The 23729-nt window shown below is 49.3% G+C and carries 26 protein-coding genes and 1 pseudogene; 10 read left to right on the top strand and 17 right to left on the bottom strand.

Going from position 1 to position 23729, the window contains the following annotated elements:
* Window positions 1-81: 81 nt before the first annotated feature.
* The 4 genes from cspE to mgrB form a co-directional block, all read right to left on the bottom strand.
* Window positions 82-291 carry a transcription antiterminator/RNA stability regulator CspE gene (cspE, locus tag FQ015_RS03095; RefSeq protein ID WP_001062678.1) on the bottom strand — a complete coding sequence of 70 codons (210 nt, stop codon included), beginning with the start codon at window positions 289-291 and terminating at the stop codon, window positions 82-84.
* A 12-nt stretch (window positions 292-303) separates the two neighbouring features.
* Window positions 304-447, bottom strand: a complete 144-nt coding sequence (locus FQ015_RS03090; protein WP_001295496.1) for a DUF2627 domain-containing protein — start codon at window positions 445-447, stop codon at window positions 304-306.
* Between the two features lie 669 nt (window positions 448-1116).
* Entirely contained in the window at window positions 1117-1404 is a 288-nt protein-coding gene (locus tag FQ015_RS03085; RefSeq protein ID WP_001006867.1) for a YebO family protein, read from the bottom strand.
* Window positions 1405-1478: 74 nt separating this feature from the next.
* Entirely contained in the window at window positions 1479-1622 is a 144-nt protein-coding gene (mgrB, locus tag FQ015_RS03080) for a PhoP/PhoQ regulator MgrB (protein ID WP_000714550.1), read from the bottom strand.
* A gap of 158 nt (window positions 1623-1780) precedes the next feature.
* Between mgrB and FQ015_RS03075 the strand changes: the two genes are divergently transcribed.
* Window positions 1781-2020: a YobH family protein gene (locus tag FQ015_RS03075; protein ID WP_001211011.1), complete on the top strand. Its 240-nt coding sequence runs from the start codon at window positions 1781-1783 to the stop codon at window positions 2018-2020.
* A 143-nt stretch (window positions 2021-2163) separates the two neighbouring features.
* On the opposite strand, the gene kdgR is transcribed toward FQ015_RS03075, so the two are convergent.
* Window positions 2164-2955 (bottom strand): DNA-binding transcriptional regulator KdgR, encoded by a 792-nt coding sequence (gene kdgR, locus FQ015_RS03070; RefSeq protein ID WP_032184413.1) that lies wholly within the window; start codon window positions 2953-2955, stop codon window positions 2164-2166.
* 176 nt (window positions 2956-3131) lie between these two features.
* Between kdgR and FQ015_RS03065 the strand changes: the two are divergent.
* Window positions 3132-4504: pseudogene (locus tag FQ015_RS03065) on the top strand (MFS transporter).
* 45 nt (window positions 4505-4549) lie between these two features.
* Here FQ015_RS03065 and htpX read toward each other — a convergent pair.
* From htpX to msrC, 4 genes are all read right to left on the bottom strand, one after another.
* Entirely contained in the window at window positions 4550-5431 is an 882-nt protein-coding gene (htpX, locus tag FQ015_RS03060) for a protease HtpX (RefSeq protein ID WP_000984517.1), read from the bottom strand.
* Window positions 5432-5622: 191 nt separating this feature from the next.
* Window positions 5623-7671 carry a carboxy terminal-processing peptidase gene (gene prc, locus FQ015_RS03055; protein ID WP_105267303.1) on the bottom strand — a complete coding sequence of 683 codons (2049 nt, stop codon included), beginning with the start codon at window positions 7669-7671 and terminating at the stop codon, window positions 5623-5625.
* A gap of 19 nt (window positions 7672-7690) precedes the next feature.
* Complete coding sequence (proQ, locus tag FQ015_RS03050; RefSeq protein WP_000431368.1) at window positions 7691-8389, bottom strand: RNA chaperone ProQ; 699 nt, start codon at window positions 8387-8389, stop codon at window positions 7691-7693.
* Window positions 8390-8485: 96 nt separating this feature from the next.
* Window positions 8486-8983 (bottom strand): L-methionine (R)-S-oxide reductase, encoded by a 498-nt coding sequence (gene msrC, locus FQ015_RS03045; RefSeq protein WP_001043890.1) that lies wholly within the window; start codon window positions 8981-8983, stop codon window positions 8486-8488.
* A 129-nt stretch (window positions 8984-9112) separates the two neighbouring features.
* Between msrC and yebS the strand changes: the two genes are divergently transcribed.
* The 5 genes from yebS (at window position 9113) to FQ015_RS03020 (ending at window position 15167) form a co-directional block, all read left to right on the top strand.
* Complete coding sequence (gene yebS / locus FQ015_RS03040) at window positions 9113-10396, top strand: membrane integrity lipid transport subunit YebS (protein WP_105267302.1); 1284 nt, start codon at window positions 9113-9115, stop codon at window positions 10394-10396.
* Complete coding sequence (gene yebT, locus FQ015_RS03035) at window positions 10365-12998, top strand: lipid-binding membrane homeostasis protein YebT (protein ID WP_001360729.1); 2634 nt, start codon at window positions 10365-10367, stop codon at window positions 12996-12998. The genes yebS and yebT overlap by 32 nt, the downstream gene beginning before the upstream one ends.
* 79 nt (window positions 12999-13077) lie before the next feature.
* A complete protein-coding gene (gene rsmF, locus FQ015_RS03030; RefSeq protein WP_160523694.1) occupies window positions 13078-14517 on the top strand; it encodes a 16S rRNA (cytosine(1407)-C(5))-methyltransferase RsmF in 1440 nt (479 codons plus the stop codon).
* Window positions 14518-14634: 117 nt separating this feature from the next.
* Window positions 14635-14871 (top strand): YebV family protein, encoded by a 237-nt coding sequence (locus tag FQ015_RS03025; protein ID WP_001295499.1) that lies wholly within the window; start codon window positions 14635-14637, stop codon window positions 14869-14871.
* Between the two features lie 104 nt (window positions 14872-14975).
* On the top strand, window positions 14976-15167 hold the full coding sequence (locus tag FQ015_RS03020; RefSeq protein ID WP_202385057.1) for a YebW family protein: 192 nt from the start codon (window positions 14976-14978) through the stop codon (window positions 15165-15167).
* Here FQ015_RS03020 and pphA read toward each other — a convergent pair whose 3' ends face one another.
* The 4 genes from pphA to yobA all read right to left on the bottom strand — a co-directional run bounded on the left by pphA (window position 15168) and on the right by yobA (window position 17823).
* Window positions 15168-15824: a protein-serine/threonine phosphatase gene (gene pphA, locus FQ015_RS03015; protein ID WP_160523692.1), complete on the bottom strand. Its 657-nt coding sequence runs from the start codon at window positions 15822-15824 to the stop codon at window positions 15168-15170.
* A gap of 394 nt (window positions 15825-16218) precedes the next feature.
* Window positions 16219-16560, bottom strand: coding sequence for a YebY family protein (locus FQ015_RS03010; RefSeq protein WP_000976467.1), 342 nt, complete (start codon window positions 16558-16560; stop codon window positions 16219-16221).
* 12 nt (window positions 16561-16572) lie between these two features.
* Window positions 16573-17445, bottom strand: a complete 873-nt coding sequence (gene copD, locus FQ015_RS03005) for a copper homeostasis membrane protein CopD (protein ID WP_039020725.1) — start codon at window positions 17443-17445, stop codon at window positions 16573-16575.
* A 3-nt stretch (window positions 17446-17448) separates the two neighbouring features.
* Window positions 17449-17823 carry a CopC domain-containing protein YobA gene (gene yobA / locus FQ015_RS03000; protein WP_000204701.1) on the bottom strand — a complete coding sequence of 125 codons (375 nt, stop codon included), beginning with the start codon at window positions 17821-17823 and terminating at the stop codon, window positions 17449-17451.
* Window positions 17824-17961: 138 nt separating this feature from the next.
* Here yobA and holE point away from each other — a divergent pair, with 138 nt between their 5' ends.
* The 3 genes from holE to exoX all read left to right on the top strand — a co-directional run bounded on the left by holE (window position 17962) and on the right by exoX (window position 19636).
* Window positions 17962-18192, top strand: a complete 231-nt coding sequence (gene holE / locus FQ015_RS02995; protein ID WP_000916763.1) for a DNA polymerase III subunit theta — start codon at window positions 17962-17964, stop codon at window positions 18190-18192.
* Between the two features lie 101 nt (window positions 18193-18293).
* Window positions 18294-18950, top strand: coding sequence for a carbon-nitrogen hydrolase family protein YobB (gene yobB, locus FQ015_RS02990; RefSeq protein ID WP_000011660.1), 657 nt, complete (start codon window positions 18294-18296; stop codon window positions 18948-18950).
* 23 nt (window positions 18951-18973) lie between these two features.
* Window positions 18974-19636, top strand: a complete 663-nt coding sequence (gene exoX / locus FQ015_RS02985) for an exodeoxyribonuclease X (RefSeq protein ID WP_000944256.1) — start codon at window positions 18974-18976, stop codon at window positions 19634-19636.
* Here exoX and ptrB read toward each other — a convergent pair.
* From ptrB to yebG, 4 genes are all read right to left on the bottom strand, one after another.
* The gene (ptrB, locus tag FQ015_RS02980; RefSeq protein WP_105279001.1) at window positions 19633-21693 is read right to left on the bottom strand and encodes an oligopeptidase B; all 2061 of its coding nucleotides are present in this window, start codon (window positions 21691-21693) and stop codon (window positions 19633-19635) included. The genes exoX and ptrB overlap by 4 nt on opposite strands.
* 206 nt (window positions 21694-21899) lie before the next feature.
* The gene (locus tag FQ015_RS02975) at window positions 21900-22559 is read right to left on the bottom strand and encodes a tellurite resistance TerB family protein (protein WP_001602721.1); all 660 of its coding nucleotides are present in this window, start codon (window positions 22557-22559) and stop codon (window positions 21900-21902) included.
* Between the two features lie 326 nt (window positions 22560-22885).
* On the bottom strand, window positions 22886-23242 hold the full coding sequence (yebF, locus tag FQ015_RS02970; protein ID WP_001350516.1) for a protein YebF: 357 nt from the start codon (window positions 23240-23242) through the stop codon (window positions 22886-22888).
* Between the two features lie 66 nt (window positions 23243-23308).
* Window positions 23309-23599 (bottom strand): DNA damage-inducible protein YebG, encoded by a 291-nt coding sequence (yebG, locus tag FQ015_RS02965; RefSeq protein ID WP_000257738.1) that lies wholly within the window; start codon window positions 23597-23599, stop codon window positions 23309-23311.
* Between the last annotated feature and the right edge of the window lie 130 nt (window positions 23600-23729).

Raw genomic sequence — 23729 nt, 5'->3', positions numbered from 1 at the left:
AAGCAAAGTAAAAAGCCTCGCATTCGACGAGGCTTTATAGCGAGATTGAAGCGTATTCACACTTCAGATCAGTGGATTCGATCAGATAGCTGTTACGTTAACAGCTGCCGGACCTTTCTGGCCGTCCTGAATTTCGAACTCAACGTTCTGACCTTCAGCCAGAGTTTTGAAGCCATTACCCTGGATAGCGGAGAAGTGTACGAACACGTCTTTGCTGCCATCAGCCGGAGTAATGAAGCCAAAACCTTTAGACTCGTTGAACCACTTAACCTGACCTTTAATCTTTGCCATTTGAAAAATTCCTTAGATTGTTTTCTTCGCCCGCAGGCATAACATAGATAAAACTGACACATTACTGCATGAGGCACCAATATAAGGCTCGGCAGAGAAGCGGTATTCAACGTCAACGTGTTTACTCAGGACTTCTTTACTGAAAATGCCACACATAAACAGAACTGTACCTCGTTTAACCCGAAATCTGTTATCACATACAACGTTAATTATGGCAAGCCATTTTTAAACATGTCTCGATCAGACGCACAAATCTCGATACGTCTTCCACTTTTTTTGCACACTTATGCAACGGAATACGCGCCGATATATCATTGTGCTTAACCTTGCCAGTTCAGGCAGATACTTAAACTGACGTATTTTCTAACATAGTTCAATAAGTTCAGTTGTTCCAGGCCAATGGGAGAAGTTATTACATAGTGCGTGCAATATCACATTTTCTGCTATGCAATGAATAAAAAGTTATATCACTTTTTCTCATAAAACAGTCAGTTAACGGCTATCAATCACCCCAAAGAGAAGTCAATCGCCAAAGGTATTGTAAATTTAAAATAAGAAAAATTGATGAATGCGCAAAAAAATCAAGAGAGAAACGTTTCGCTAATAAATAATAACACGCTTAATCACAAATCCGATGTAAACATCCTAATAAATTAATGAGCTAAATATCTTTTTCTGATATCCCGTTACGCAAATAAATAATATGATAATTATTTGAAGTCAGACCAGAGTTTTAATTTGAAGCAGTTGCACCATGACAGTGCGTATAATCAGGATGAATTGAGTAACCCTTCAACGACGGGGTTACTCAAGATTGAGGAAGGATTACCGTTCGGCGACCAGACGAATAATATCTTCGTCTTCAACCGATTTTTGACTCTCAACGGTCTTTTTATCTTCTTTCTCAGGTTCGTTTGCTTCGCACAAACGACGTAACAGTGCATTTTGACGTTTTTGCTGATCCAGCAACGCCTCAAGCAGTTCAATCTGTTCGTTAGTTCGTGAACTGGCACGATTGATAAAAAACCACAAGATGAGCCCGATAAGAAGAACCACCACCGATACAACCAAAGACGCAATGTTCATCACGCCTGAATTTACAACTTCGTTCATTTCACCACCTCTGAGTAGAGGCGCTATTCTACCACTGCTGGAGAGGAAGAAAATCTAGTGCTGAAAAAATGATATCACCACGGGATAAACTGGTTAATGGCACAAATTCCGCTGAAAAATTGTACATCCTGATCGCACATCATGTTGAATACCTGCGCCCAAAGCAGCAAGCAAGCCAACACCACGACAACCAGAACGACCCATCGAAACTTTTTCACTCCAATCTCCGTTTCACCTACCTTATGTCATTAAACTAGCATGTGTTAGTTAAACAGCGCCTAACTATGTCGATATTCGTGCTTTTTCAGAATGAGTCGCTTGCTTCAGCGCATATTGCCGCTACGATTAAGCGAACATAAAAAGAGAAGAGGTTGTAATGCGATTCATCATTCGCACAGTTATGCTGATAGCACTGGTATGGATAGGATTATTACTCAGCGGATATGGCGTTTTGATTGGAAGCAAAGAGAATGCCGCGGGATTAGGTTTGCAATGTACCTATCTGACCGCCAGAGGCACCAGCACGGTACAATACCTGCACACTAAAAGTGGTTTTCTGGGGATAACAGATTGCCCGTTGTTACGTAAAAGCAATATTGTGGTCGATAATGGTTAAGGGTAATAAATAATCAGATTCTCACTCATAAGTAAAATATTCTTATCGCAAGTGCGTTTAATATAACGCCACCTTCAACTTTATTTTTCTCATGCTAAATAAAGAACCTGTCTGTTTGATATTCAGACAGGTTCTTACTCTCATCAGAACGGATAGTCGTGATAACCCATTTGGGCAGAAATTTTGCGCGCCGCGGTATGCAACATTGCGACATATTCCTGTAAACGCTCTTCAGAGAAACGCAACGTCGGGAAGGAGATGCTCAGACCGGCAATGACCACGCCAAAGCGATCAAATACCGGAACCGCAATGCAACGCAGTCCTTCTTCCTGCTCTTCGTTATCTTCGCCATACCCCTGCTCGCGCACCAGGTCCAGAACGGGTAATAACGCTTCTGTACTGGTGATGGTCCGTTCGGTACTGCGTTTATACTCCACGCCCTCAAGAATTTGCTTCACTTCATCGCGATCGCGCCATGCCAGCAGTACCTTACCAATCGCGGTGCTGTACAGCGGATTACGACGCCCAATCCGTGAATACATGCGCAAATTGTACATAGAGTCAATTTTGTGAATGTAAACAATACTGTCTTCATCGAGAGCACCGAGGTGGATCGTTTCTTTGGTCAGACGGGAGATCTCACGCATCTGGATATCTGCACTACGAATTAAATCGACGTTTTGTAACGCACGAGCGCCCAGTTCAAACAATTTCAGGGTCAGCGAATATTTCTCCGACTCCCCTTCCTGCGCCACATAACCCAGGGTTTTCATGGTCTGTAAAAAGCGATAAACGGTGCTTTTTGACATCATGACGCGCTGCGACAGCTCGGTTATCCCTATTTCGCGCTCTTCACCCAGCGCCTGCAAAATGCCAAAAACTTTCAGCACGGAAGATACAGAATCAGGCTGTTTATCCAGATCTGCGTTAGCCATTTATCACCTCATTGCGAGTGTTTTATAAAAATCAGAACTGTTTTTTATTATAATTTCGCACCTGGGTGGTCGCAATCCATCTTTTGCCGGTTAGTTACAATTCTGCGACATCCACCGTGAATATCAGTGCTAGAATCTTACCCCTGTTGATTATTCACCAAAGATATAAAATTCCTATGCCAAAAGTTCAGGCCGACGGCCTGCCGTTGCCCCAGCGATACGGTGCGATATTAACCATTGTGATTGGTATTTCGATGGCTGTGCTTGACGGCGCAATCGCCAACGTCGCCTTGCCAACAATCGCCACAGACCTTCATGCCACACCGGCCAGTTCCATCTGGGTAGTGAACGCCTATCAAATCGCCATTGTCATCTCCCTGCTCTCGTTTTCGTTTCTGGGCGATATGTTTGGCTATCGACGTATTTATAAATGCGGTCTGGTCGTTTTTCTGTTGTCTTCACTGTTCTGCGCCCTTTCTGATTCGCTACAAATGCTCACCCTTGCGCGTGTCATACAAGGTTTCGGCGGTGCAGCGTTGATGAGCGTTAATACCGCACTTATCCGCCTGATCTATCCACAACGTTTTCTGGGTAGAGGGATGGGCGTAAACTCGTTTATTGTTGCCGTCTCTTCTGCTGCCGGGCCGACAATTGCTGCAGCAATCCTCTCCATCGCATCCTGGAAATGGTTATTTTTAATCAACGTACCGTTGGGTATTATCGCCCTGCTTCTGGCCATGCGTTTTCTGCCACCCAATGGCTCTCGTGCCAGTAAACCCCGTTTCGACCTGCCCAGCGCCGTGATGAACGCGTTAACCTTCGGCCTGCTTATTACTGCATTGAGTGGTTTCGCTCAGGGGCAATCGCTGACGTTGATTGGCGCGGAACTGGTGGTAATGGTTGTCGTTGGTATTTTCTTTATTCGCCGCCAGCTTTCTCTTCCCGTACCGCTGCTACCGGTGGATTTACTGCGTATCCCGCTGTTTTCACTTTCTATTTGCACATCTGTTTGCTCTTTCTGCGCACAAATGCTGGCAATGGTTTCCCTGCCCTTTTACCTGCAAACCGTGCTCGGGCGTAGTGAAGTCGAAACAGGTTTACTTCTGACACCGTGGCCGTTAGCAACGATGGTGATGGCTCCGCTGGCAGGCTATTTAATTGAACGCGTACATGCAGGATTGCTGGGTGCTTTAGGGTTGTTCATCATGGCTGCGGGGCTTTTTTCCCTGGTTCTGCTGCCCGCGTCACCTGCGGATATCAATATTATCTGGCCGATGATCTTATGTGGCGCTGGATTTGGCTTATTCCAGTCACCCAATAACCACACCATTATTACCTCCGCTCCGCGCGAACGTAGCGGTGGGGCCAGTGGCATGTTAGGGACGGCTCGTCTATTGGGTCAGAGTAGTGGCGCGGCGCTGGTGGCGCTGATGCTAAATCAGTTTGGTGATAATGGTACACACGTCTCGCTGATGGCTGCGGCTATTCTGGCAGTGATTGCTGCCTGTGTCAGTGGCTTACGTATTCCCAGCCACGATCCAGGGCATAAAAAAAGCGCGTCGATCAGGACGCGCTTTTTAGTATTTACTTCATATTACTTCAGGTATTCACCCGTACGCAGAGCTTCAATACGTTTATCCAGCGGCGGGTGAGTCATGAACAACTCACTGAGCGATTTCGACTTCCCGTTAATACAGAAAGCCATCATGCTGGTTGCTTCTTGTGGTTCATAGCTGGTTTTCAGGCGTTGCAGCGCGGCAATCATTTTCTCACGACCAACCAGTTTTGCTGAACCCGCATCGGCGTGGAATTCACGGTGACGCGAGAACCACATGGTGATAATGCTCGCCAGAATACCAAACACCAGTTCCAGAACCGTTGCAACCGCAAAGTAGATCAGTGGGTTGCCGTTGCTCTCTTCACCTTCGTCACGGTTACCGCCCATGAAGCCAGCAGCCAACTGCGCCAGAATACGGGAAATAAAGATAACGAAGGTGTTCACCACGCCCTGAATCAGCGTCATGGTGACCATATCACCATTGGCGATGTGACTGATTTCGTGAGCAATTACCGCCTCAGCTTCATCCGGGCTCATGTTCTGCAGCAAACCGGTGCTGACAGCAACCAGAGAGGCATCACGGCGCGCACCGGTTGCAAAAGCGTTGATGTCCGGCGCATGGTAGATAGCCACTTGCGGCATAGCGATCCCCGCCTGACGAGCCTGGGTTGCTACAGTATTGACCAGCCAACGTTCCCTTTCGTTACGCGGTTGCTCGATCACTTCCCCGCCAACAGATCGTAATGCCATCCATTTGGACATCAGAAGCGAAACGAAGGAACCACCAAAACCGAACAGCAAGGCCATGATCATCAGCCCCTGAACGCTGCTCGACTGTATCCCTGTCAGGCTCAGTACCAGCCCGAAAACGACCATTACGGCCAGGTTCGTTAGCAGGAAGAGCGCGATTCGCATCATAATTTTCTTTTTACCTCAGTTTAACAAAACGCAATATGCGATACCCACATCGTATGGGTTACGCGACTATTTTCAAGTCTGGATAGTGCGTAAGTCACCAGAAAGACACAACTTTACATTTTGTAGCATCTGATTTACGGCATCTTGCCGCTGTTAAAAAATCAGGCACAATTTCTTGTGCCTGATTGATGTTACTTGACGGGAGCGGGTTGTTCCGCGGGTCTGGCTTTTTCAAGCTTCGCCAAATCGAGTGCGATATTCACCGTCTCATCCAGATAAGGATCCGGTTCCTGGTAATCTTTCGGTAAATCATCCAGCTTCTTCAACTCCGGTTTACCTTCGCGTTTAAAGCGTTCGTTCAAACGCGCCAGACGCGTCGCATCATCTTCATTATTCTCTTTCTCACGCACCGCGTAATTCAGAGAAACGATATTGCGCTTGTCCTTCATGGCGTTGAAGCGCGCGATATCCTTCATGATGTTCTGGAACTCAGGATCTTTCGCGATACGCGCATTATGCGCCTTCAGCAACTCCGGTTCAAAGGCCGTTAAATCGCCTGATTTCACATAGGTTGCAGCATCAATGCTATCCCACGGCAGCGCGTTATCTTCAAATTTCTCTCCCGTTTCCGTTTCTTCATTACCTGTCGGCATGATGATGTCTGGCGTTACGCCCTTACGTTGCGTACTGCCGCCGTTAACGCGATAGAATTTCTGGATCGTGTATTGAACAGAACCCAAAGCTGGCCATTCAGGACGTAACATCTGATCGTAAATACGGTTCAATGAACGGTACTGCTGGACAGTGCCTTTACCAAATGTCGGTTCACCCACAACCAGCGCACGACCGTAATCCTGCATTGCCGCAGCAAAGATTTCTGAAGCCGAAGCACTAAAGCGGTCAACCAGCACCACCAGCGGGCCTTTATAGAAGACCTGACCGTCGGTATCGCTGTCTTCACGAACTTTACCGTTGTTATCACGAACCTGAACAATCGGACCTGCAGGAATAAACAGGCCTGAAAGCGATACTGCCTCGGTCAACGCCCCACCGCCATTGCTACGCAGGTCGATGATCACACTGCTGACATTCTGTTTTTCCAGTTTCTGCAGTTGTACTTTGACATCATCTGTCAAACCCACATAGAAGCCAGGAATATCCAGCACGCCAACTTTCTCTTTACCGACGGTCTTCACCGACATTTTAACCGCGCGGTCTTCGAGGCGAATACGTTCACGGGTCAACGTTACAGTACGGGTCTTGGTCCCTTTACCAGCAGGTAAAATTTCCAGACGAACTTTACTGCCCTTCGGCCCTTTAATTAAGGCAACCACGTCATCAAGACGCCAGCCAATCACGTCAACCATCGGCTTGCCTGTTTGACCAACACCGACAATTTTGTCACCAACGCTGATAGCTTTACTCTTCGCTGCCGGGCCACCTGCCACCATCGAATTGATAACGGTGTAGTCATCATCCATTTGCAGCACTGCGCCAATACCTTCCAGCGACAAACTCATTTCAGTGTTGAACTGTTCGGTATTACGCGGGGAAAGATAGTTGGTATGCGGGTCGATTTCACGTGCAAACGCCGTCATTGCCAGCGAGAAAACATCTTCGCTGTTGGTTTGCGCCAGACGACGAATAGCAAATTTATAGCGGCGAGTCAGGGTTTCACGAATTTCTTTATCCGTTTTTCCTGTCAGCTTAAGACTTAACTCGTCGAATTTGACTTTACTGTCCCACAGCGCGTTCAACTCAGCCTCGTTTTTCGGCCAGGGCGCTTTGCTGCGGTCAAGGTTATAAGTGTCGTTGCCGGTGAAATCCATCGGCTTTTCCAGTACCGACAAAGCGTACTGGTAACGTTCAAAACGGCGCTTTTGTGCCAGATTGTAGAGACCGTAGAAAACGTCGAGTTTGCCTGAACGCAGTTCATCACCCAACTCGGTTTTCTTTTTTGCGAACTGTTCAACATCGCTTGCCAGCAGCACGTTGTGGCTGTAATCGAGCAGATTCAGGTAGCGGTCAAAGATTTTAGCCGAAAATGCCTGATCGAGGTCGAACTGGCGATAATGAGAACGGGTGAAGCGCGACGTTACGCGCTCACTCACCGTCGCATGCTGCGTCTCTTCCTTTAACACCGGAATTTGATCAGCACGCGTGATATCTTCTACAGCGAAGGTCTGGCCTGCTATTGCAAGCAGGCCAGCTAACGCGGTAAGCCTAAAAAACATGTTCATGCCTGGCCCGGCCTCCGTTTCAGAACACCAGGTGTTCTGCGCGCACAATCAAAGACATACCCGAATTCAGTTGGACGCGGACGCCGTCTTTGGTGATTTCTAATACGGTGGCATCCATCGCGTTTTGACCCGCTTTCACCTTCAGGGCTTGTCCGACAGTCAGAGCTGAAATGTCAGAAACTGGGGTGTGCTGTTCTTCGCGAGGTGCTTTTGCTGTTTTTGGCGCTTTCTCTACCGGCTTTTGCGCACGTGGTTTACGCTCAGCGCCTTCTTTGCGGCGTGGCGTGGTCGGACGTGGCTTGCGTTCACGGCGCGGTGCGTCTTCTTTCTCACCAGCAGCTGCGGCAGCTTCGCGTTTTTTCGCTTGCTGCTCAGCACGCTGTGCCTGAACACGTGCTTTCGCTTCTTCAAGCTGCTTGCGAGCATGCTCTACATGTTGCTCGTCCAGCTCACCGCATGGGTTGCCGTCAAGATCGACACGCGTTGCGCCGGGTTTAACACCGTAAAGGTAACGCCAGCTCGAGGTATAGAGACGTAAAGCGGATCGCAATTGCGTTTTGCTCAGGTTCATTTCCCCGGCAACACGATCGACCAAATCCTGAAAAATACCGATTTTCAGCGGACGCGCTTCACCTTCCGCACTGAAACAGTGGGGAAAACGTTCGGCCAGAAACGCGATTACTTCTTTACTGCTATTCAACTTAGGTTGATTTTCCATGAAATTTCCTGATTACAACGGACGTAGCCAACAAGCGCAGGCATGAACAGGCGTCATTATAATGACGCCATCAGTAAATGCTACGTTATCCGTTGATTATCCTGCGACGCTCGCAAAGAATTTTTTGTAATCCGTCATTGCAAGCACCTTTTCAAGCTGTGCCACAAGCTGACGTAAGCCCTGCTCGTCCTCGTCTGTAAAGCGACCGAAGACGGTACTGTCGATATCGAGAACACCAATAATCTGATTTTTCACCACCAGCGGTAGGACAATTTCAGAATTACTTGCTGCATCACAGGCAATATGTCCGTCAAAAGCGTGAACATCCTCGATTCGCTGCACTTCATTACGGGCAACTGCAGTGCCACACACACCTCGCCCGACGGGGATGCGTACACAAGCAATTTTGCCCTGAAACGGTCCGAGAACCAACGTCTCGTCCTCAAGTAAATAAAAACCTGCCCAGTTTACGTCAGTGAGACGCTCATATAACAACGCACTGGTGTTTGCCAGCGTTGCCAGAAAACTGGTTTCTCCTGCCATCAGCGCGTTAAAGTCACGGTTTAAATCCGCGTAAAATTCTGTTTTGTTCATTATATAATCACTTGGTTGTCTTACCTGGAACTGCCAGCCTATTAAAATAAGCATTAAATGCGTTAATGCTCAAGATCATTCCCATCATGGGTTAAGATTAATGTTAATTCTTATTACATTTGGCACGTCATGGCTCTTAACACACCACAAATTACGCCGACAAAAAAGATAACAGTGAGGGCAATTTGCGAGGAACTGCCGCGTGGTGATTACCAACGTTGCCCGCAATGTGACATGCTGTTTAGCCTACCCGAGATAAACTCTCATCAAAGTGCCTATTGTCCGCGCTGTCAGGCAAAAATTCGTGACGGGCGCGACTGGTCGCTAACGCGCCTGGCAGCAATGGCATTCACCATGCTGTTGCTGATGCCGTTTGCCTGGGGCGAACCGCTGTTGCATATCTGGCTGTTAGGTATTCGTATTGACGCCAATGTCATGCAAGGCATCTGGCAAATGACCAAACAGGGCGATGCAATAACGGGGGCGATGGTCTTTTTTTGCGTTATTGGTGCCCCCCTTATTCTGGTGACCTCCATAGCTTATTTATGGTTTGGTAACCGACTGGGAATGAATCTACGCCCGGTACTGCTGATGCTTGAGCGATTGAAAGAGTGGGTGATGCTGGACATCTATCTGGTCGGTATTGGCGTTGCTTCTATAAAGGTGCAGGATTATGCGCACATTCAGGCGGGTATTGGTCTGTTCTCTTTTGTTGCATTAGTGATATTGACCACGGTGACGTTGTCACATCTTAATGTCGAGGAACTGTGGGCGCGATTTTATCCACAGCGCCCCGCTACGCGTAGGGACGAGAAACTTCGTGTCTGCCTGGGATGCCATTTTACCGGCTATCCCGATCAGCGTGGTCGCTGCCCGCGTTGCCATATCCCGCTACGCCTGCGTCGCCGTCATAGTCTGCAAAAGTGCTGGGCGGCGTTGTTAGCATCAATCGTGTTGTTGTTACCTGCCAACCTGTTACCTATTTCTATCATTTATCTGAATGGTGGGCGGCAGGAAGATACGATTCTTTCCGGGATTATGTCGCTGGCAAGTAGCAACATTGCGGTCGCCGGCATCGTGTTTATCGCCAGTATTCTGGTGCCATTTACCAAAGTGATCGTCATGTTCACTTTACTGTTGAGCATTCATTTTAAATGCCAGCAAGGTTTACGCACACGGATTCTGTTACTGCGGATGGTGACCTGGATCGGTCGCTGGTCGATGCTCGACCTGTTTGTCATATCTTTAACCATGTCGCTAATTAATCGCGATCAGATACTCGCTTTTACTATGGGACCGGCTGCGTTTTATTTCGGCGCAGCGGTAATTTTGACTATTCTTGCTGTGGAATGGCTGGACAGCCGCTTACTTTGGGATGCACATGAGTCAGGAAACGCCCGCTTCGACGACTGAAGCGCAGATTAAAAATAAACGCCGTATCTCACCTTTCTGGCTGCTGCCGTTCATCGCGCTTATGATTGCCGGTTGGCTGATTTGGGACAGTTATCAGGATCGGGGTAATACCGTCACCATCGACTTTATGTCGGCGGACGGTATCGTCCCGGGCCGCACACCTGTTCGTTATCAGGGCGTTGAGGTCGGAACAGTGCAGGATATCAGCCTGAGCGACGATCTTCGTAAGATTGAAGTCAAAGTCAGCATCAAGTCTGATATGAAAGATGCGCTGCGCGAGGAGACACAGTTCTGGCTGGTGACGCCAAAAGCCTCGTTGGCAGGTGTCTCCGGGCTGGACGCCCTCGTCGGGGGTAACTATATCGGCATGATGCCGGGTAAAGGTAAAGAGCAGGATCACTTTGTCGCACTCGATACCCAACCGAAATATCGGCTGGATAATGGCGATCTGATGATCCACCTGCAAGCCCCCGATCTCGGTTCACTGAACAGTGGTTCACTGGTCTATTTCCGCAAGATCCCGGTGGGTAAAGTCTACGACTATGCCATCAATCCCAATAAACAAGGTGTGGTGATAGATGTCCTGATCGAGCGGCGTTTTACCGATCTGGTGAAAAAAGGTAGCCGTTTCTGGAACGTTTCTGGCGTTGATGCCAACGTCAGTATCAGTGGTGCGAAGGTGAAACTGGAAAGTCTGGCGGCACTGGTTAACGGTGCGATTGCCTTCGATTCACCTGAAGAGTCGAAACCTGCCGAGGCGGAAGATACCTTTGGTCTTTATGAAGATCTCGCCCACAGCCAGCGTGGCGTAATAATAAAACTGGAACTGCCGAGTGGGGCCGGATTAACCGCCGACTCGACGCCGTTAATGTATCAGGGGCTGGAAGTCGGACAGCTGACTAAACTGGATTTAAATCCTGGTGGTAAAGTCACTGGGGAAATGACCGTTGATCCCAGCGTCGTCACGCTGTTACGGGAAAATACCCGCATCGAATTACGCAACCCGAAATTATCCCTTAGCGATGCCAATCTCAGCGCCCTGCTGACCGGCAAAACCTTTGAGTTGGTGCCCGGCGACGGTGAGCCACGTAAAGAGTTTATTGTTGTTCCTGGCGAAAAAGCCCTGCTCCATGAGCCAGATGTTCTGACGCTGACCCTGACAGCACCAGAAAGTTACGGCATTGATGCTGGTCAGCCGCTCATTCTTCACGGCGTGCAGGTAGGCCAGGTTATTGATCGTAAACTCACCAGCAAAGGCGTCACCTTTACCGTCGCCATCGAGCCTCAGCATCGCGAACTGGTAAAAGGCGATAGCAAATTTGTCGTCAACAGCCGTGTCGACGTGAAGGTGGGGCTGGATGGCGTTGAGTTTCTCGGTGCCAGCGCCTCAGAATGGATTAACGGCGGGATACGTATTCTGCCAGGCGATAAAGGCGAGATGAAAGCCAGCTATCCGCTGTATGCCAATCTGGAAAAAGCGCTGGAGAACAGCCTTAGCGATTTACCCACCACAACCGTGAGTTTGAGTGCAGAGACGCTGCCGGATGTGCAGGCAGGATCGGTAGTGCTGTACCGTAAATTTGAAGTTGGTGAAGTTATTACTGTGCGTCCGCGAGCTAACGCGTTTGATATCGATCTGCATATTAAGCCGGAGTATCGCAACCTTCTGACCAGCAACAGCGTGTTCTGGGCAGAAGGTGGGGCGAAAGTTCAGCTAAATGGTAGTGGTCTGACTGTACAGGCATCCCCGCTCTCCAGAGCATTAAAGGGAGCTATTAGCTTCGATAACCTCAGCGGTGCCAGCGCCAGTCAGCGTAAAGGCGACAAGCGAATTCTGTATGCTTCCGAAACAGCGGCCCGTGCGGTTGGAGGGCAAATTACGCTTCACGCTTTCGATGCCGGAAAACTGGCGGTCGGGATGCCAATTCGCTATCTCGGTATTGATATCGGGCAAATCCAGACGCTGGATCTGATCACCGCGCGCAATGAAGTACAGGCAAAGGCGGTACTCTATCCGGAATATGTCCAGACCTTTGCACGCGGTGGTACACGCTTCTCAGTGGTCACACCGCAAATTTCGGCAGCTGGCGTTGAGCATCTTGATACTATCCTCCAGCCGTATATCAACGTCGAACCAGGCCGGGGCAATCCTCGCCGCGACTTTGAATTACAAGAGGCCACCATAACTGATTCGCGTTACCTGGATGGCTTAAGCATTATTGTTGAAGCGCCGGAAGCCGGTTCGTTAGGCATCGGTACGCCTGTGCTGTTCCGTGGTCTGGAAGTCGGTACGGTTACCGGAATGACGCTGGGGACATTGTCAGATCGCGTGATGATTGCGATGCGCATCAGTAAACGCTATCAACACCTGGTGCGTAACAATTCCGTCTTCTGGTTGGCATCGGGTTACAGTCTGGACTTTGGTCTGACGGGCGGCGTCGTGAAAACCGGCACCTTTAACCAGTTTATCCGTGGCGGCATCGCCTTCGCTACGCCTCCGGGTACGCCGCTGGCACCGAAAGCCCAGGAAGGCAAGCACTTCCTGTTGCAGGAAAGTGAACCGAAAGAGTGGCGTGAATGGGGAACAGCGCTTCCCAAATAATGCCCACTGCTCCGGCGTGCCTGCGCCGGAGCGTTTATGCTAAACTGCGCGCCTGTTTTTTTGCCAGTGGTACATGCTCGTGGCCCAACACACCGTTTATTTCCCGGACGCCTTTCTGACACAAATGCGCGAAGCAATGCCTTCGACGCTCTCATTTGATGATTTTCTTGCCGCCTGTCAGCGCCCGTTGCGCCGTAGTATTCGCGTTAATACGCTGAAAATCTCCGTTGCTGATTTCCTGCAATTAACCGCCCCTTATGGCTGGACGCTTACGCCAATTCCGTGGTGTGAAGAAGGTTTCTGGATTGAACGCAACGATGAAGATGCCTTGCCATTGGGTAGTACCGCCGAGCATTTAAGTGGCCTGTTTTATATTCAGGAAGCCAGTTCAATGTTGCCCGTCGCCGCCTTGTTTGCTGACGGTAATGCACCACAGCGGGTGATGGATGTCGCTGCCGCGCCCGGCTCCAAAACGACGCAAATTGCCGCGCGGATGAATAACGAAGGGGCGATCCTTGCCAATGAGTTTTCCGCCAGTCGGGTAAAAGTGTTACATGCCAATATCAGCCGCTGTGGCATCCGTAATGTTGCGCTCACGCATTTTGATGGCCGTGTATTTGGTGCGGCAGTGCCAGAAATGTTCGATGCCATTTTGCTGGACGCCCCCTGCTCCGGCGAAGGCGTGGTGCGTAAAGATCCCGATGCGCTGAAAAACTGGTCACCAGAAAGCAATCAGGAAATCGCTGCCACCCAGCGTGAACTGATCGACAGTGCCTTTCATGCATTACGTCCTGGCGGTACGCTGGTTTACTCAACCTGTACCTTAAACCGGGAAGAAAATGAAGCCGTCTGCCTGTGGCTGAAAGAGACTTACCCCGACGCAGTAGAGTTTTTACCGCTTGGCGATCTCTTCCCTGGTGCAAATAAGGCGCTGACCGAAGAAGGCTTTTTGCATGTTTTCCCACAAATTTACGACTGCGAAGGCTTCTTCGTTGCTCGTCTGCGTAAAACTCAGGCGATCCCCGTCTTACCCGCCCCAAAATACAAAGTGGGCAATTTCCCGTTTAGCCCGGTGAAAGATCGCGAAGCCGGTCAAATTCGTCAGGCGGCTGCAAGTGTTGGCTTAAACTGGGATGGAAACCTGCGACTCTGGCAACGCGACAAAGAACTGTGGTTGTTCCCGGTGGGCATTGAAGCCTTGATCGGTAAAGTCCGATTTTCTCGGTTGGGGATTAAACTTGCCGAAACACATAACAAAGGTTATCGCTGGCAGCATGAAGCGGTTATTGCCCTTGCCTCCCCCGACAATGTGAACGCTTTTGAACTGACACCGCAGGAAGCGGAAGAATGGTATCGCGGGCGCGATGTTTACCCGCAAGCCGCGCCAGTAGCGGATGATGTATTGGTTACTTTCCAGCATCAGCCGATTGGTTTAGCCAAACGGATTGGTTCGCGACTGAAAAACAGCTACCCGCGTGAACTGGTGCGGGACGGGAAACTTTTTACAGGTAACGCCTGATAGCGCACAAAAAAAGCGCACTTTTTGACTGGCACATTCGGCTGCCTCAACTAGGCTGAAAAATGGTGCGATCGGACTGGTCGTACCACAACCGGCAGCTAAATGGAGAGCACGAAGATGAAAACCAGTGTGCGCATAGGCGCTTTTGAAATCGACGACGGCGAATTACACGGCGAATCGCCGGGTGATCGAACGTTAACCATTCCTTGTAAATCAGACCCCGATTTATGTATGCAACTGGATGCCTGGGATGCTGAAACCAGTATCCCTGCCCTGCTAAATGGCGAACACTCTGTCCTTTACCGTACCCGTTACGATCAACAATCTGATGCCTGGATTATGCGTCTTGCCTGATCCAAAAAGAACCCGTCGGCATGGCGGGTTATTTGTCCTGGTTATTCCCCCGTTGTAAAATCTCTCCTAAACTTAACGGTACGGCACCACACTTCGGGGATGAAATGTTCGCGCTGGTACTTTTTGTTTGCTACCTGGATGGCGGTTGTGAAGATATTGTTGTGGATGTCTACAACACGGAACAACAGTGTCTTTATTCTATGAGCGATCAACGGATCCGCCATGGCGGTTGTTTTCCGATTGAGGATTTTATAGATGGTTTCTGGCGACCTGCACAGGAGTACGCTGATTTTTAATTATTGCAATTGCACAAGAGTCAGTTCTCCCCCAAAGACAGCACCGGTATCAATATAATGCAGGTTGCCAATATCCACGCGATGGCGCAACGGTGTATGACCAAACCAGAAATGATCAGCACCTGTAATTCCCTGCCCTTTTTGGCCTTCACGTAATCGTGAGCGGCTCCACAAGACCTGATGCAAATCGACGTCCTTTTGCCATTCATAAACATCATCCGGATAATCGGCATGGGCAATAACATGTTTGCCGGTGCGAATGTGTACTTCAAGAATAAAGGGCAAATACTGACATTTTTCCAGCGCCGTTTTCGCTTGTTTCTGTTGATTATCTGCCAGCGCAATAAACCAGTCGCCGCCATTCATCAACCACAAAGACATCTGCTGGGATGCCAGCGCATCCATCGCCATCTGTTCATGATTGCCTCTTACCGCACGAACCCAATGTTGTTCCAGTAACTGCAGGCAACGTAAACTTTGCGGCCCACGATCGATAACGTCTCCCACTGAGATAAGTAAATCTCGCCACGGATCAAAACGACAATGCCATAATTTGCGGCGCAACTGCTCAAGACAACCGTGTATATCGCCTGAAAGCCAGATATGTCGCCATTGATGACCCGCAATTCTCTGATAAACGGGCGCAGGCTGTTTCATCAATATTTTCCTCCCGCGCTAAAGATCACATAATCTTAACAAGAATGTTAAAAAACGCTGGACTAAGACCGTGGAGTGTGTGTTATGGTTGAATATAAAGTCAGCGAAGGGAATGCTTCTGGCTTTTAACAGATAAAAAGAGACCGAACACGATTCCTGTATTCGGTCCAGGGAAATGGCTCTTGGGAGAGAGCCGTGCGCTAAAAGTTGGCATTAATGCAGGCTTAGTTGCCTTGCCCTTTAAGAATAGATGACGACGCCAGGTTTTCCAGTTTGCGTGCAAAATGGTCAATAAAAAGCGTGGTGGTCATCAGCTTAAATGTTAAAAACCGCCTGTTCTGGTGAAAGAAATGAGGCGGTTTTTTATTGGAAATCAAAAGGCTATTTTAGGTAATTAACAGAGTTTTTCAGCTCGCTCTATAAACGGTGCCAGACTCATTTTTTCACCTGGATTGTTAGGATCATCAATCTGAATCACCGAAATGGGCTGGGCATTGGTCTTCCCGCTGGCGACTTCCTTTTGTGCGATATCGTTCAAAGGATACTGCACGAGGGTACTCGGATTAATAACATACAACGCATGGCCCGGTCGGCATGTCAGCATCACCTCTTCGCGGTTAAATGCCCATTTGTCTTTACCCACTTCAAAACGACTGACGGTAATCACCTGCGGTGCCGCCAGCGCCGCTGCAGAACTGGTGAGTAACAGAAACGCCAGAATACTTTTTTTCATCATTTTCGTAATCCATCAAAAAGGTTCGAGAGTCGCAAGCAGGCTGATGATCACCAGCACTACCGCACCTATCGCCCATTCGAGTTTAGTCATCCACACAAACCAGGGAGCCGCACGATCTTCATCCTGCCTCATGCGCGGTACAAGAACATAACGATTAGCCAGCGCGATGACCACCATAATCATCACCAGGATGGCTTTGAGCAATAAGAGTTGGCCCCAGTAAGTCGTAAGCGTGGGGGGAAATCTGGTAATCAACAATGCATTAAGCACGCCGCTTGCCAGTACGCCGATCACCGCAAAATGCCCGCACCAGGAAAAACGCATCAGCGCCTGAATAGCCTGGTGTCGCCAACGGCCTTTGATGAGTTGCATACACCAGAGCACCGGAAGTAATCCTCCAAACCACGCCGCCGCACAGATCAGGTGAATCGCGTGATTAGTCTGATGGATTTTCGCCGTTACCCCTTCATTCAGCGTCGCATGCCCGACTCCCGCCAGCAGAATAAATTGCGCGGTAGTGAGCATAAACAGCAAACGTGGCATATTCCGCGGTTGCATAAGGGCGACGATCAACGTTACGAGGGCGAGAACAATTTGCCATAACCAGACGCCACCAAACTGCGTTTGCAAAACAGCCTGCCAAATGTTTGGCGAAAATACATCTGACCATCCCGTTCCCATCAACCCGCCCTGAACTGCGAGCATTGCAGTGGCACTGCTCAAACTCCAGACGGCAGCGTGCTGTTGTAAACGCAGAAAACGCTTCGTCAGCAAGCGACGAATCGTTAAGGGGGCCAGCCAGGCACCGTACATTGCGAAGCCAAAAACCAGCATCAGCGAGGTGAAATGGATAAATCGCAGCGCGATCCAGGTAAACGCCAGCATGATTTATTTCACGCTAAAGGTGTAGTGTCCTTTCGTTTTATGCCCGTCCACCGAAACAACATGCCAGTCAACGGTGTAGGTTCCGGGTTTCAGCGAATCGGCCAGTGGAACAATCAGTTGCTTTTGGTCCTGCTCATTCCGCTTCGCCGGTAATGTTTTAATATTTTCGTTTTTTGGCCCCGTGATTTTTGCACCACTGAATCCTGTTTCAACGCCTTCCGAGAAGTTTAAAGTGATTGCCTGCGGGGCAGCTGTCACTTGCGCGTTTGCCGCAGGATACTGATGCGTTAAATGCGCATGTGCCCAGACGGAAGGTGTCACCAACGTAGTGGTCAGGATTGCCAGCGCGTAGCGAAGGGAGCGTGCAGTTGAAGTCATATTATCTATTCCTTTTTGTAATAACTTTTTTACAGAGCATAACCTTGTCTAATGTCTGAGTCGAGGATCATCAATTCCGGCTTGCCATCCAGGCTCACTCTTAGTAACTTTTGCCCGCGAATGATGAGGAGATTAAGAATGCTGAAGAATCTGGCTAAACTGGATCAAACAGAAATGGATAAAGTGAATGTCGATTTGGCGGCAGCCGGGGTGGCATTTAAAGAACGCTACAATATGCCGGTGATCGCTGAAGCGGTTGAACGTGAACAGCCTGAACATTTGCGCAGCTGGTTTCGCGAGCGGCTTATCGCCCACCGTTTGGCTTCGGTCAATCTGTCACGTTTACCTTACGAGCCCAAACTTAAATAAAACTTATACAGAGTTACACTTTCTTACATAACGCCTGCTAAATTATGAGTATTTTCTAAACCGCACCCATAATTTGCAGTCATTTTGAAAAGGAAGTCATTATGTCGTTCTGGAAAGTTGCAGCAGCGCAATATGAGCCTCGTAAAACCTCACTGACCGAACAGGTAGCTCATCATCTGGAGTTTGTGAGGGCCGCCGCCAGGCAACAATGTCAGCTGTTAGTTTTTCCATCGCTTTCTTTACTGGGGTGTGATTATTCGCGACGTGCCCTTCCTGCCCCACCCGATCTCTCGCTGTTAGACCCGCTTTGTTATGCTGCAACGACCTGGCGAATGACCATCATTGCCGGCCTTCCCGTTGAATATAATGATCGCTTTATTCGTGGAATTGCGGTGTTCGCACCGTGGCGAAAAACGCCAGGGATCTACCATCAGAGTCATGGTGCATGTCTGGGCCGTCGTTCCAGAACCATCACGGTGGTCGATGAACAACCGCAAGGTATGGATATGGATCCGACCTGTTCACTATTTACGACAGGGCAATGTCTGGGGGAACCCGACCTGCTGGCGTCGACCCGCCGCTTACAATTTTTTTCACATCAGTACTCAATTGCCGTGCTGATGGCAAATGCCCGTGGTAACAGTGCACTATGGGATGAACATGGTCGTCTCATCGTTCGCGCCGATCGTGGTTCATTATTGTTAGTCGGTCAGCGTTCATCACAGGGTTGGCAAGGCGATATCATTCCATTACGCTAGGCTTTTTCGGCCTGGAGCATGCCATGTTGCGCATTATCGATACAGAAACCTGCGGTTTGCAGGGAGGGATCGTTGAGATTGCCTCTGTTGATGTCATTGACGGAAAAATCGTCAACCCCATGAGCCACCTGGTGCGCCCCGATCGTCCTATTAGTCCACAGGCGATGGCGATTCATCGCATCACCGAAGCCATGGTCGCCGATAAACCGTGGATTGAAGATGTGATCCCGCACTATTACGGTAGTGAATGGTATGTCGCGCACAACGCCAGCTTTGACCGCCGCGTACTGCCTGAGATGCCCGGTGAGTGGATTTGCACTATGAAACTGGCCCGTCGTCTGTGGCCAGGGATCAAGTACAGCAATATGGCGTTATATAAAACACGGAAGCTCAATGTACAGACGCCGCCGGGCCTGCATCATCACCGCGCGTTGTATGACTGTTATATCACCGCTGCGTTGCTTATCGATATTATGAACACCTCCGGCTGGACGGCAGAACAGATGGCCGATATCACCGGACGTCCATCGTTGATGACGACCTTCACCTTTGGCAAATACCGTGGCAAAGCGGTTTCCGACGTTGCCGAACGCGATCCGGGCTATCTGCGCTGGTTATTTAATAACCTGGACAGCATGAGCCCGGAGCTGCGTTTAACACTGAAACATTATCTGGAAAATACTTAATCTACTGGCTTAGCGGGTAATGTTCCCTGTGCCAGCGCGACCAGAAAAGCATATTCCATCGCTACGCCTTCATACGATTTAAAGCGACCAGATTTACCGCCATGGCCTGAGTCCATGTCGGTACAGAGCAATAAAAGATGGTTATCGGTTTTCAGCTCGCGCAATTTAGCGACCCATTTTGCCGGTTCCCAATATTGCACCTGAGAATCGTGCAAACCGGTCGTTACCAGCAAATGCGGATAAGCCTGGGAGGTAACGTTGTCATACGGGCTGTAGCTTTTCATGTACTCGTAATATTGCGGATCCTGCGGATTCCCCCACTCTTCAAACTCACCAGTGGTAAGAGGAATTGATTCATCAAGCATCGTTGTTACAACATCAACAAATGGTACCTGGGCGATAACGCCGTGGAACAATTCCGGGCGTTGATTAATTGCAACGCCCATCAACATGCCCCCCGCACTCCCGCCCATCGCATAACAGAGCGAAGGAGAGCCATAGCCCAGTTTTAACAATGCATCGCAGGCATCAAGATAATCATTAAACGTATTTTTCTTCTTCAGAAATTTTCCGTCTTCGTACCATTGTTGCCCCAGCTCACCACCGCCGCGAACATGGACAATGGCGTAGACAAATCCACGATCCAACAAACTCAAGCGGCTAAAACTGAAATCGGCATCAATACTTGCGCCGTAAGAACCGTAGCCATACACCAGTAGCGGGTTGTGTCCTTTGCGAAAATGTTTGCGATGATAAACCAGCGAAACCGGGACTTCGACGCCATCACGGGCGACTATCCACAGGTGTTCACTGCGGTAATTCGCCGCATCAAAACCGGGAACTTCCGTTTGTTTTAATACACGACGCTCACCGGTATCCATATCCAGTTCAAACAAAGTATCTGGTGTGGTCATGGAAGAATAACCATAACGCAATCGCGCGGTTTCAGGTTCTGGATTGTAGGCAATCCAGGTCACATAGGCCGGATCATCAAAGGCAATGCCAATGACTTCCCGGGTCTTGCGGTTGATTTGGCGCAAACTGGTTAACCCGCGCTGACGCTCTTCAACCACCAGCCAGTCGGTAAACAGCGTAAACCCTTCCAGCATAATGTTATCGCGTGGCGGAATTAACTCTTCCCACCGTTGCTCATCACGCATACGGGTACGGTATAAGCCAAAGTTTTTGCCGTGGCGGTTGGAACGCAGATAAAACCGATGCTGGTAGTGATCAAGGCTGTATTCGTGATCTTTGCGTCGCGGCAGAAAAACAAACGGCTCGGCATCGGCCATTTCCGCGTCCAGCAGGCGAACTTCACTGGTGGTGGCGCTGGCCAGATGAATGACTACATAGTGCTTCGAGGTCGTTTTATGCAGGCTGACGTAATAGGTATCGTCTTTTTCTTCGTAGATCAGTTTATCCTGCGATGCTGGCGTACCGATGGCGTGACGCCAGACCTGATAAGGAAGCAGCGTCACCGGATGCTTGCGAACATAGTAGAAAGTCCAGGAATCATTTGCCCAGACAAAGCTGGGTTCAACGTTATCCAGCAGTTCCGGATACCAGTTACCTGTTTCCAGATTACGAAAACGAATGCCGTACTGGCGTCGGGAAAGAAAATCTTCTGCCAGTGCCATAATGGTGTTATCGGGCGTAATCGCCATTCCGCCCATGGAATAAAACTCACTGTGCGCTGCGCGTTTGTTAGCATCGAGCAATGTTTCCCACTCGTCCCATTCTTCACTGAACGCCGATTGACGCTGGTAGATAGCATATTCACAGCCAGGTTCATAAATATGCCGGTAGCGGTAACCATTTTTAATGTAGGGCGCAGAAACTTCTCTTTGCGGAATACGGTCGATGATTTCCTTTAAGATTCGATCCTGCAAGGCTTGTTGTGAGGCCATCACCCGATGACCGTAACTATTTTCTTGTTGCAGGTAGTCCAGCACTTCCGGCTGCGAACGCGTATCGTCCCGCAGCCAGTAGTAATTATCGATGCGCGTATCGCCATGAAGCGTCATGGCGTGGGGAATGCGAGCGGCTTTTGGTAGCATGTTATTGTTCTTTCTGGTTGAAACATCTTATAAGGGTGGCAAAACTCACCGGGGATGCAAGCGAAACAGGGTAGTCATTGCTTAGATGATGACAGGTAATGGCGCGGATATCGAATGTTATGCAGACAGAGAAAATCAGCCTGCTCAAATGGCTGTGTGGTTCTGGATAGCCCGAAATAGTCAACTTCAGGCTATCCAGAGCGGAATTATTCCGCCAAAGTGCGTTTTTGCTGTTCGAGATCTCGTTCAATGCCTTCACGAACGTCCTGGGGGATTTTCAGCGCGTCACCCAGTGCATTCAGGTAACTGCGTTCCATAAAATGGTCAATATCAATAGCCGCGCAGCTCAGGAAATAGATTTCCAGCGCCTCTTCTTCATTGCGGACCCCGGTAGCCAGGCGTTGTGGATCCAGCGGTTGTTCGATTGCCTGCTCAATGAGTACACGCCCCTGCTCTTCCACGCCGGCTTCACGCAATTGCAGGTCGATTGCCGCACGTTCTTTGGCATCAATATGACCATCACTTTTAGCGGCAAAGACCAGCGCAAGGATCAAACGTTCCGTACGCTCATCCAGCGGCGTACTTTGCGCGCCAAACTGCGGTTCGTCCTGATGCGCCGCGCGAATTTTATCTTTGTATTTATTCCACAGCACCGTACCCGCTACCGCTCCACCGCCAACCAGCAACGCGTTGGTGCCATATTTCGTAAGAAGTTTACGTGCTGATTTATTTGCGACCAGCAGCCCAGCCAATCCGCCTAATGCGCCCGGCACTAAAAGTTTGCCCAATCCCTGATCCGCAGACGAGGAGGTAGAAGAACTGCTTTGCCCAAGCAGGGATTGCAGTTGATTTAACCAGTTAGCCATATTTGCTCCTCAATAACCATTTTTAGTGCCTGTAGCATAGCGGATGAGGATGTCAGAAAATGTATATCGAGACAAAAGATGCGCAAATAAGCGGGTCGGCAGGCCGTTATTCAAAGAAATTCGCGCCAGGTAAGGTGTTCACTGTATATCAGGTGATAAGGGTATTTTAGGTGAACGTAATTTGACGTTTTGAGTGGCATTGTTTGATGCTGATTGCCCGATGCGACGCTGTTGCGTCTTCCCAGGCCTACGATTGAGGTGCCTTGTAGGGCGGACCAGGCACTCGCGCCGCATCCGCCGACGGTCAATCGAATTATCAGAGGCCATTAACGCCGCTGATATTCCGCCATTCCCGCTTTGCAGTCCACGCTGACCTGGTAATGAATATCGGCACTTTTACCACGCACGGTTAGCGGTACTGACCATTTATCATCTTTACCCTGAATGTCCTGCAAACTGACCCATGCCACAGGATCGGCCTGACCGACAATTTTTTGATCATCTGCCCAGCGCGCCACGCGATTTTGTTGATAATCACGTTTTACGCTCGCGGCAATTCCGGCAGCATCCAGATCTTCACACTTTGGGAAAGTGACCGACTTGCTGGTTTCATTATTGGCAGCGAAAACTGATGCGCAGGCAGAAACCAACAACAGCCCTAAAAACGCCCCTCTTTTTTTCATGTTTTTCTCCATAGCACAATGATTCAGGAGAAAGCATGGTACAAATTGTCAGGAGCGCAAGTTGCTTTAGGCCGCGTGTGAGGCATCTTCCTCTTCGGATTCAGCACCGACGACCTGTGGGGACGGTAATTTGCCGGTTTTCAGAATGGTGCTCAGCACATCTTTTTGTTCTGCCAGCCATAGCGAAAGGGCTTCACGTTGCTCGTCTTCCATTTGCACTGGAGAATTTGTCAGCCAGGTGTCAAGCAGATCCGCCGTATCAAGCATTTTGTCATAAGCATCGGCTTCCTTTTTGCTGGTAAACGACATTTTCTCTTCGCCCTCACGAATGACTACGTATTTAACTTCAACCGCCATTTGCAGCCTCTCATAATAACTGTGATTTTATACAGTATATTTCTTCTCGATTGGGAAATCAACATCAACAATAAAGACACGCGCAAACGTTTTCGTTTATACTGCGCGCGGAATTAATCAGGGGATATTC

This window comes from Escherichia sp. HH26CH, from assembly GCF_009820205.1.
In the GTDB taxonomy this organism is placed as follows: Bacteria; Pseudomonadota; Gammaproteobacteria; order Enterobacterales; family Enterobacteriaceae; genus Escherichia; species Escherichia coli_F.
The sequence above is the reverse complement of the archived record's forward strand: the minus strand, read 5'-3'. Positions and strand labels throughout refer to the sequence as shown.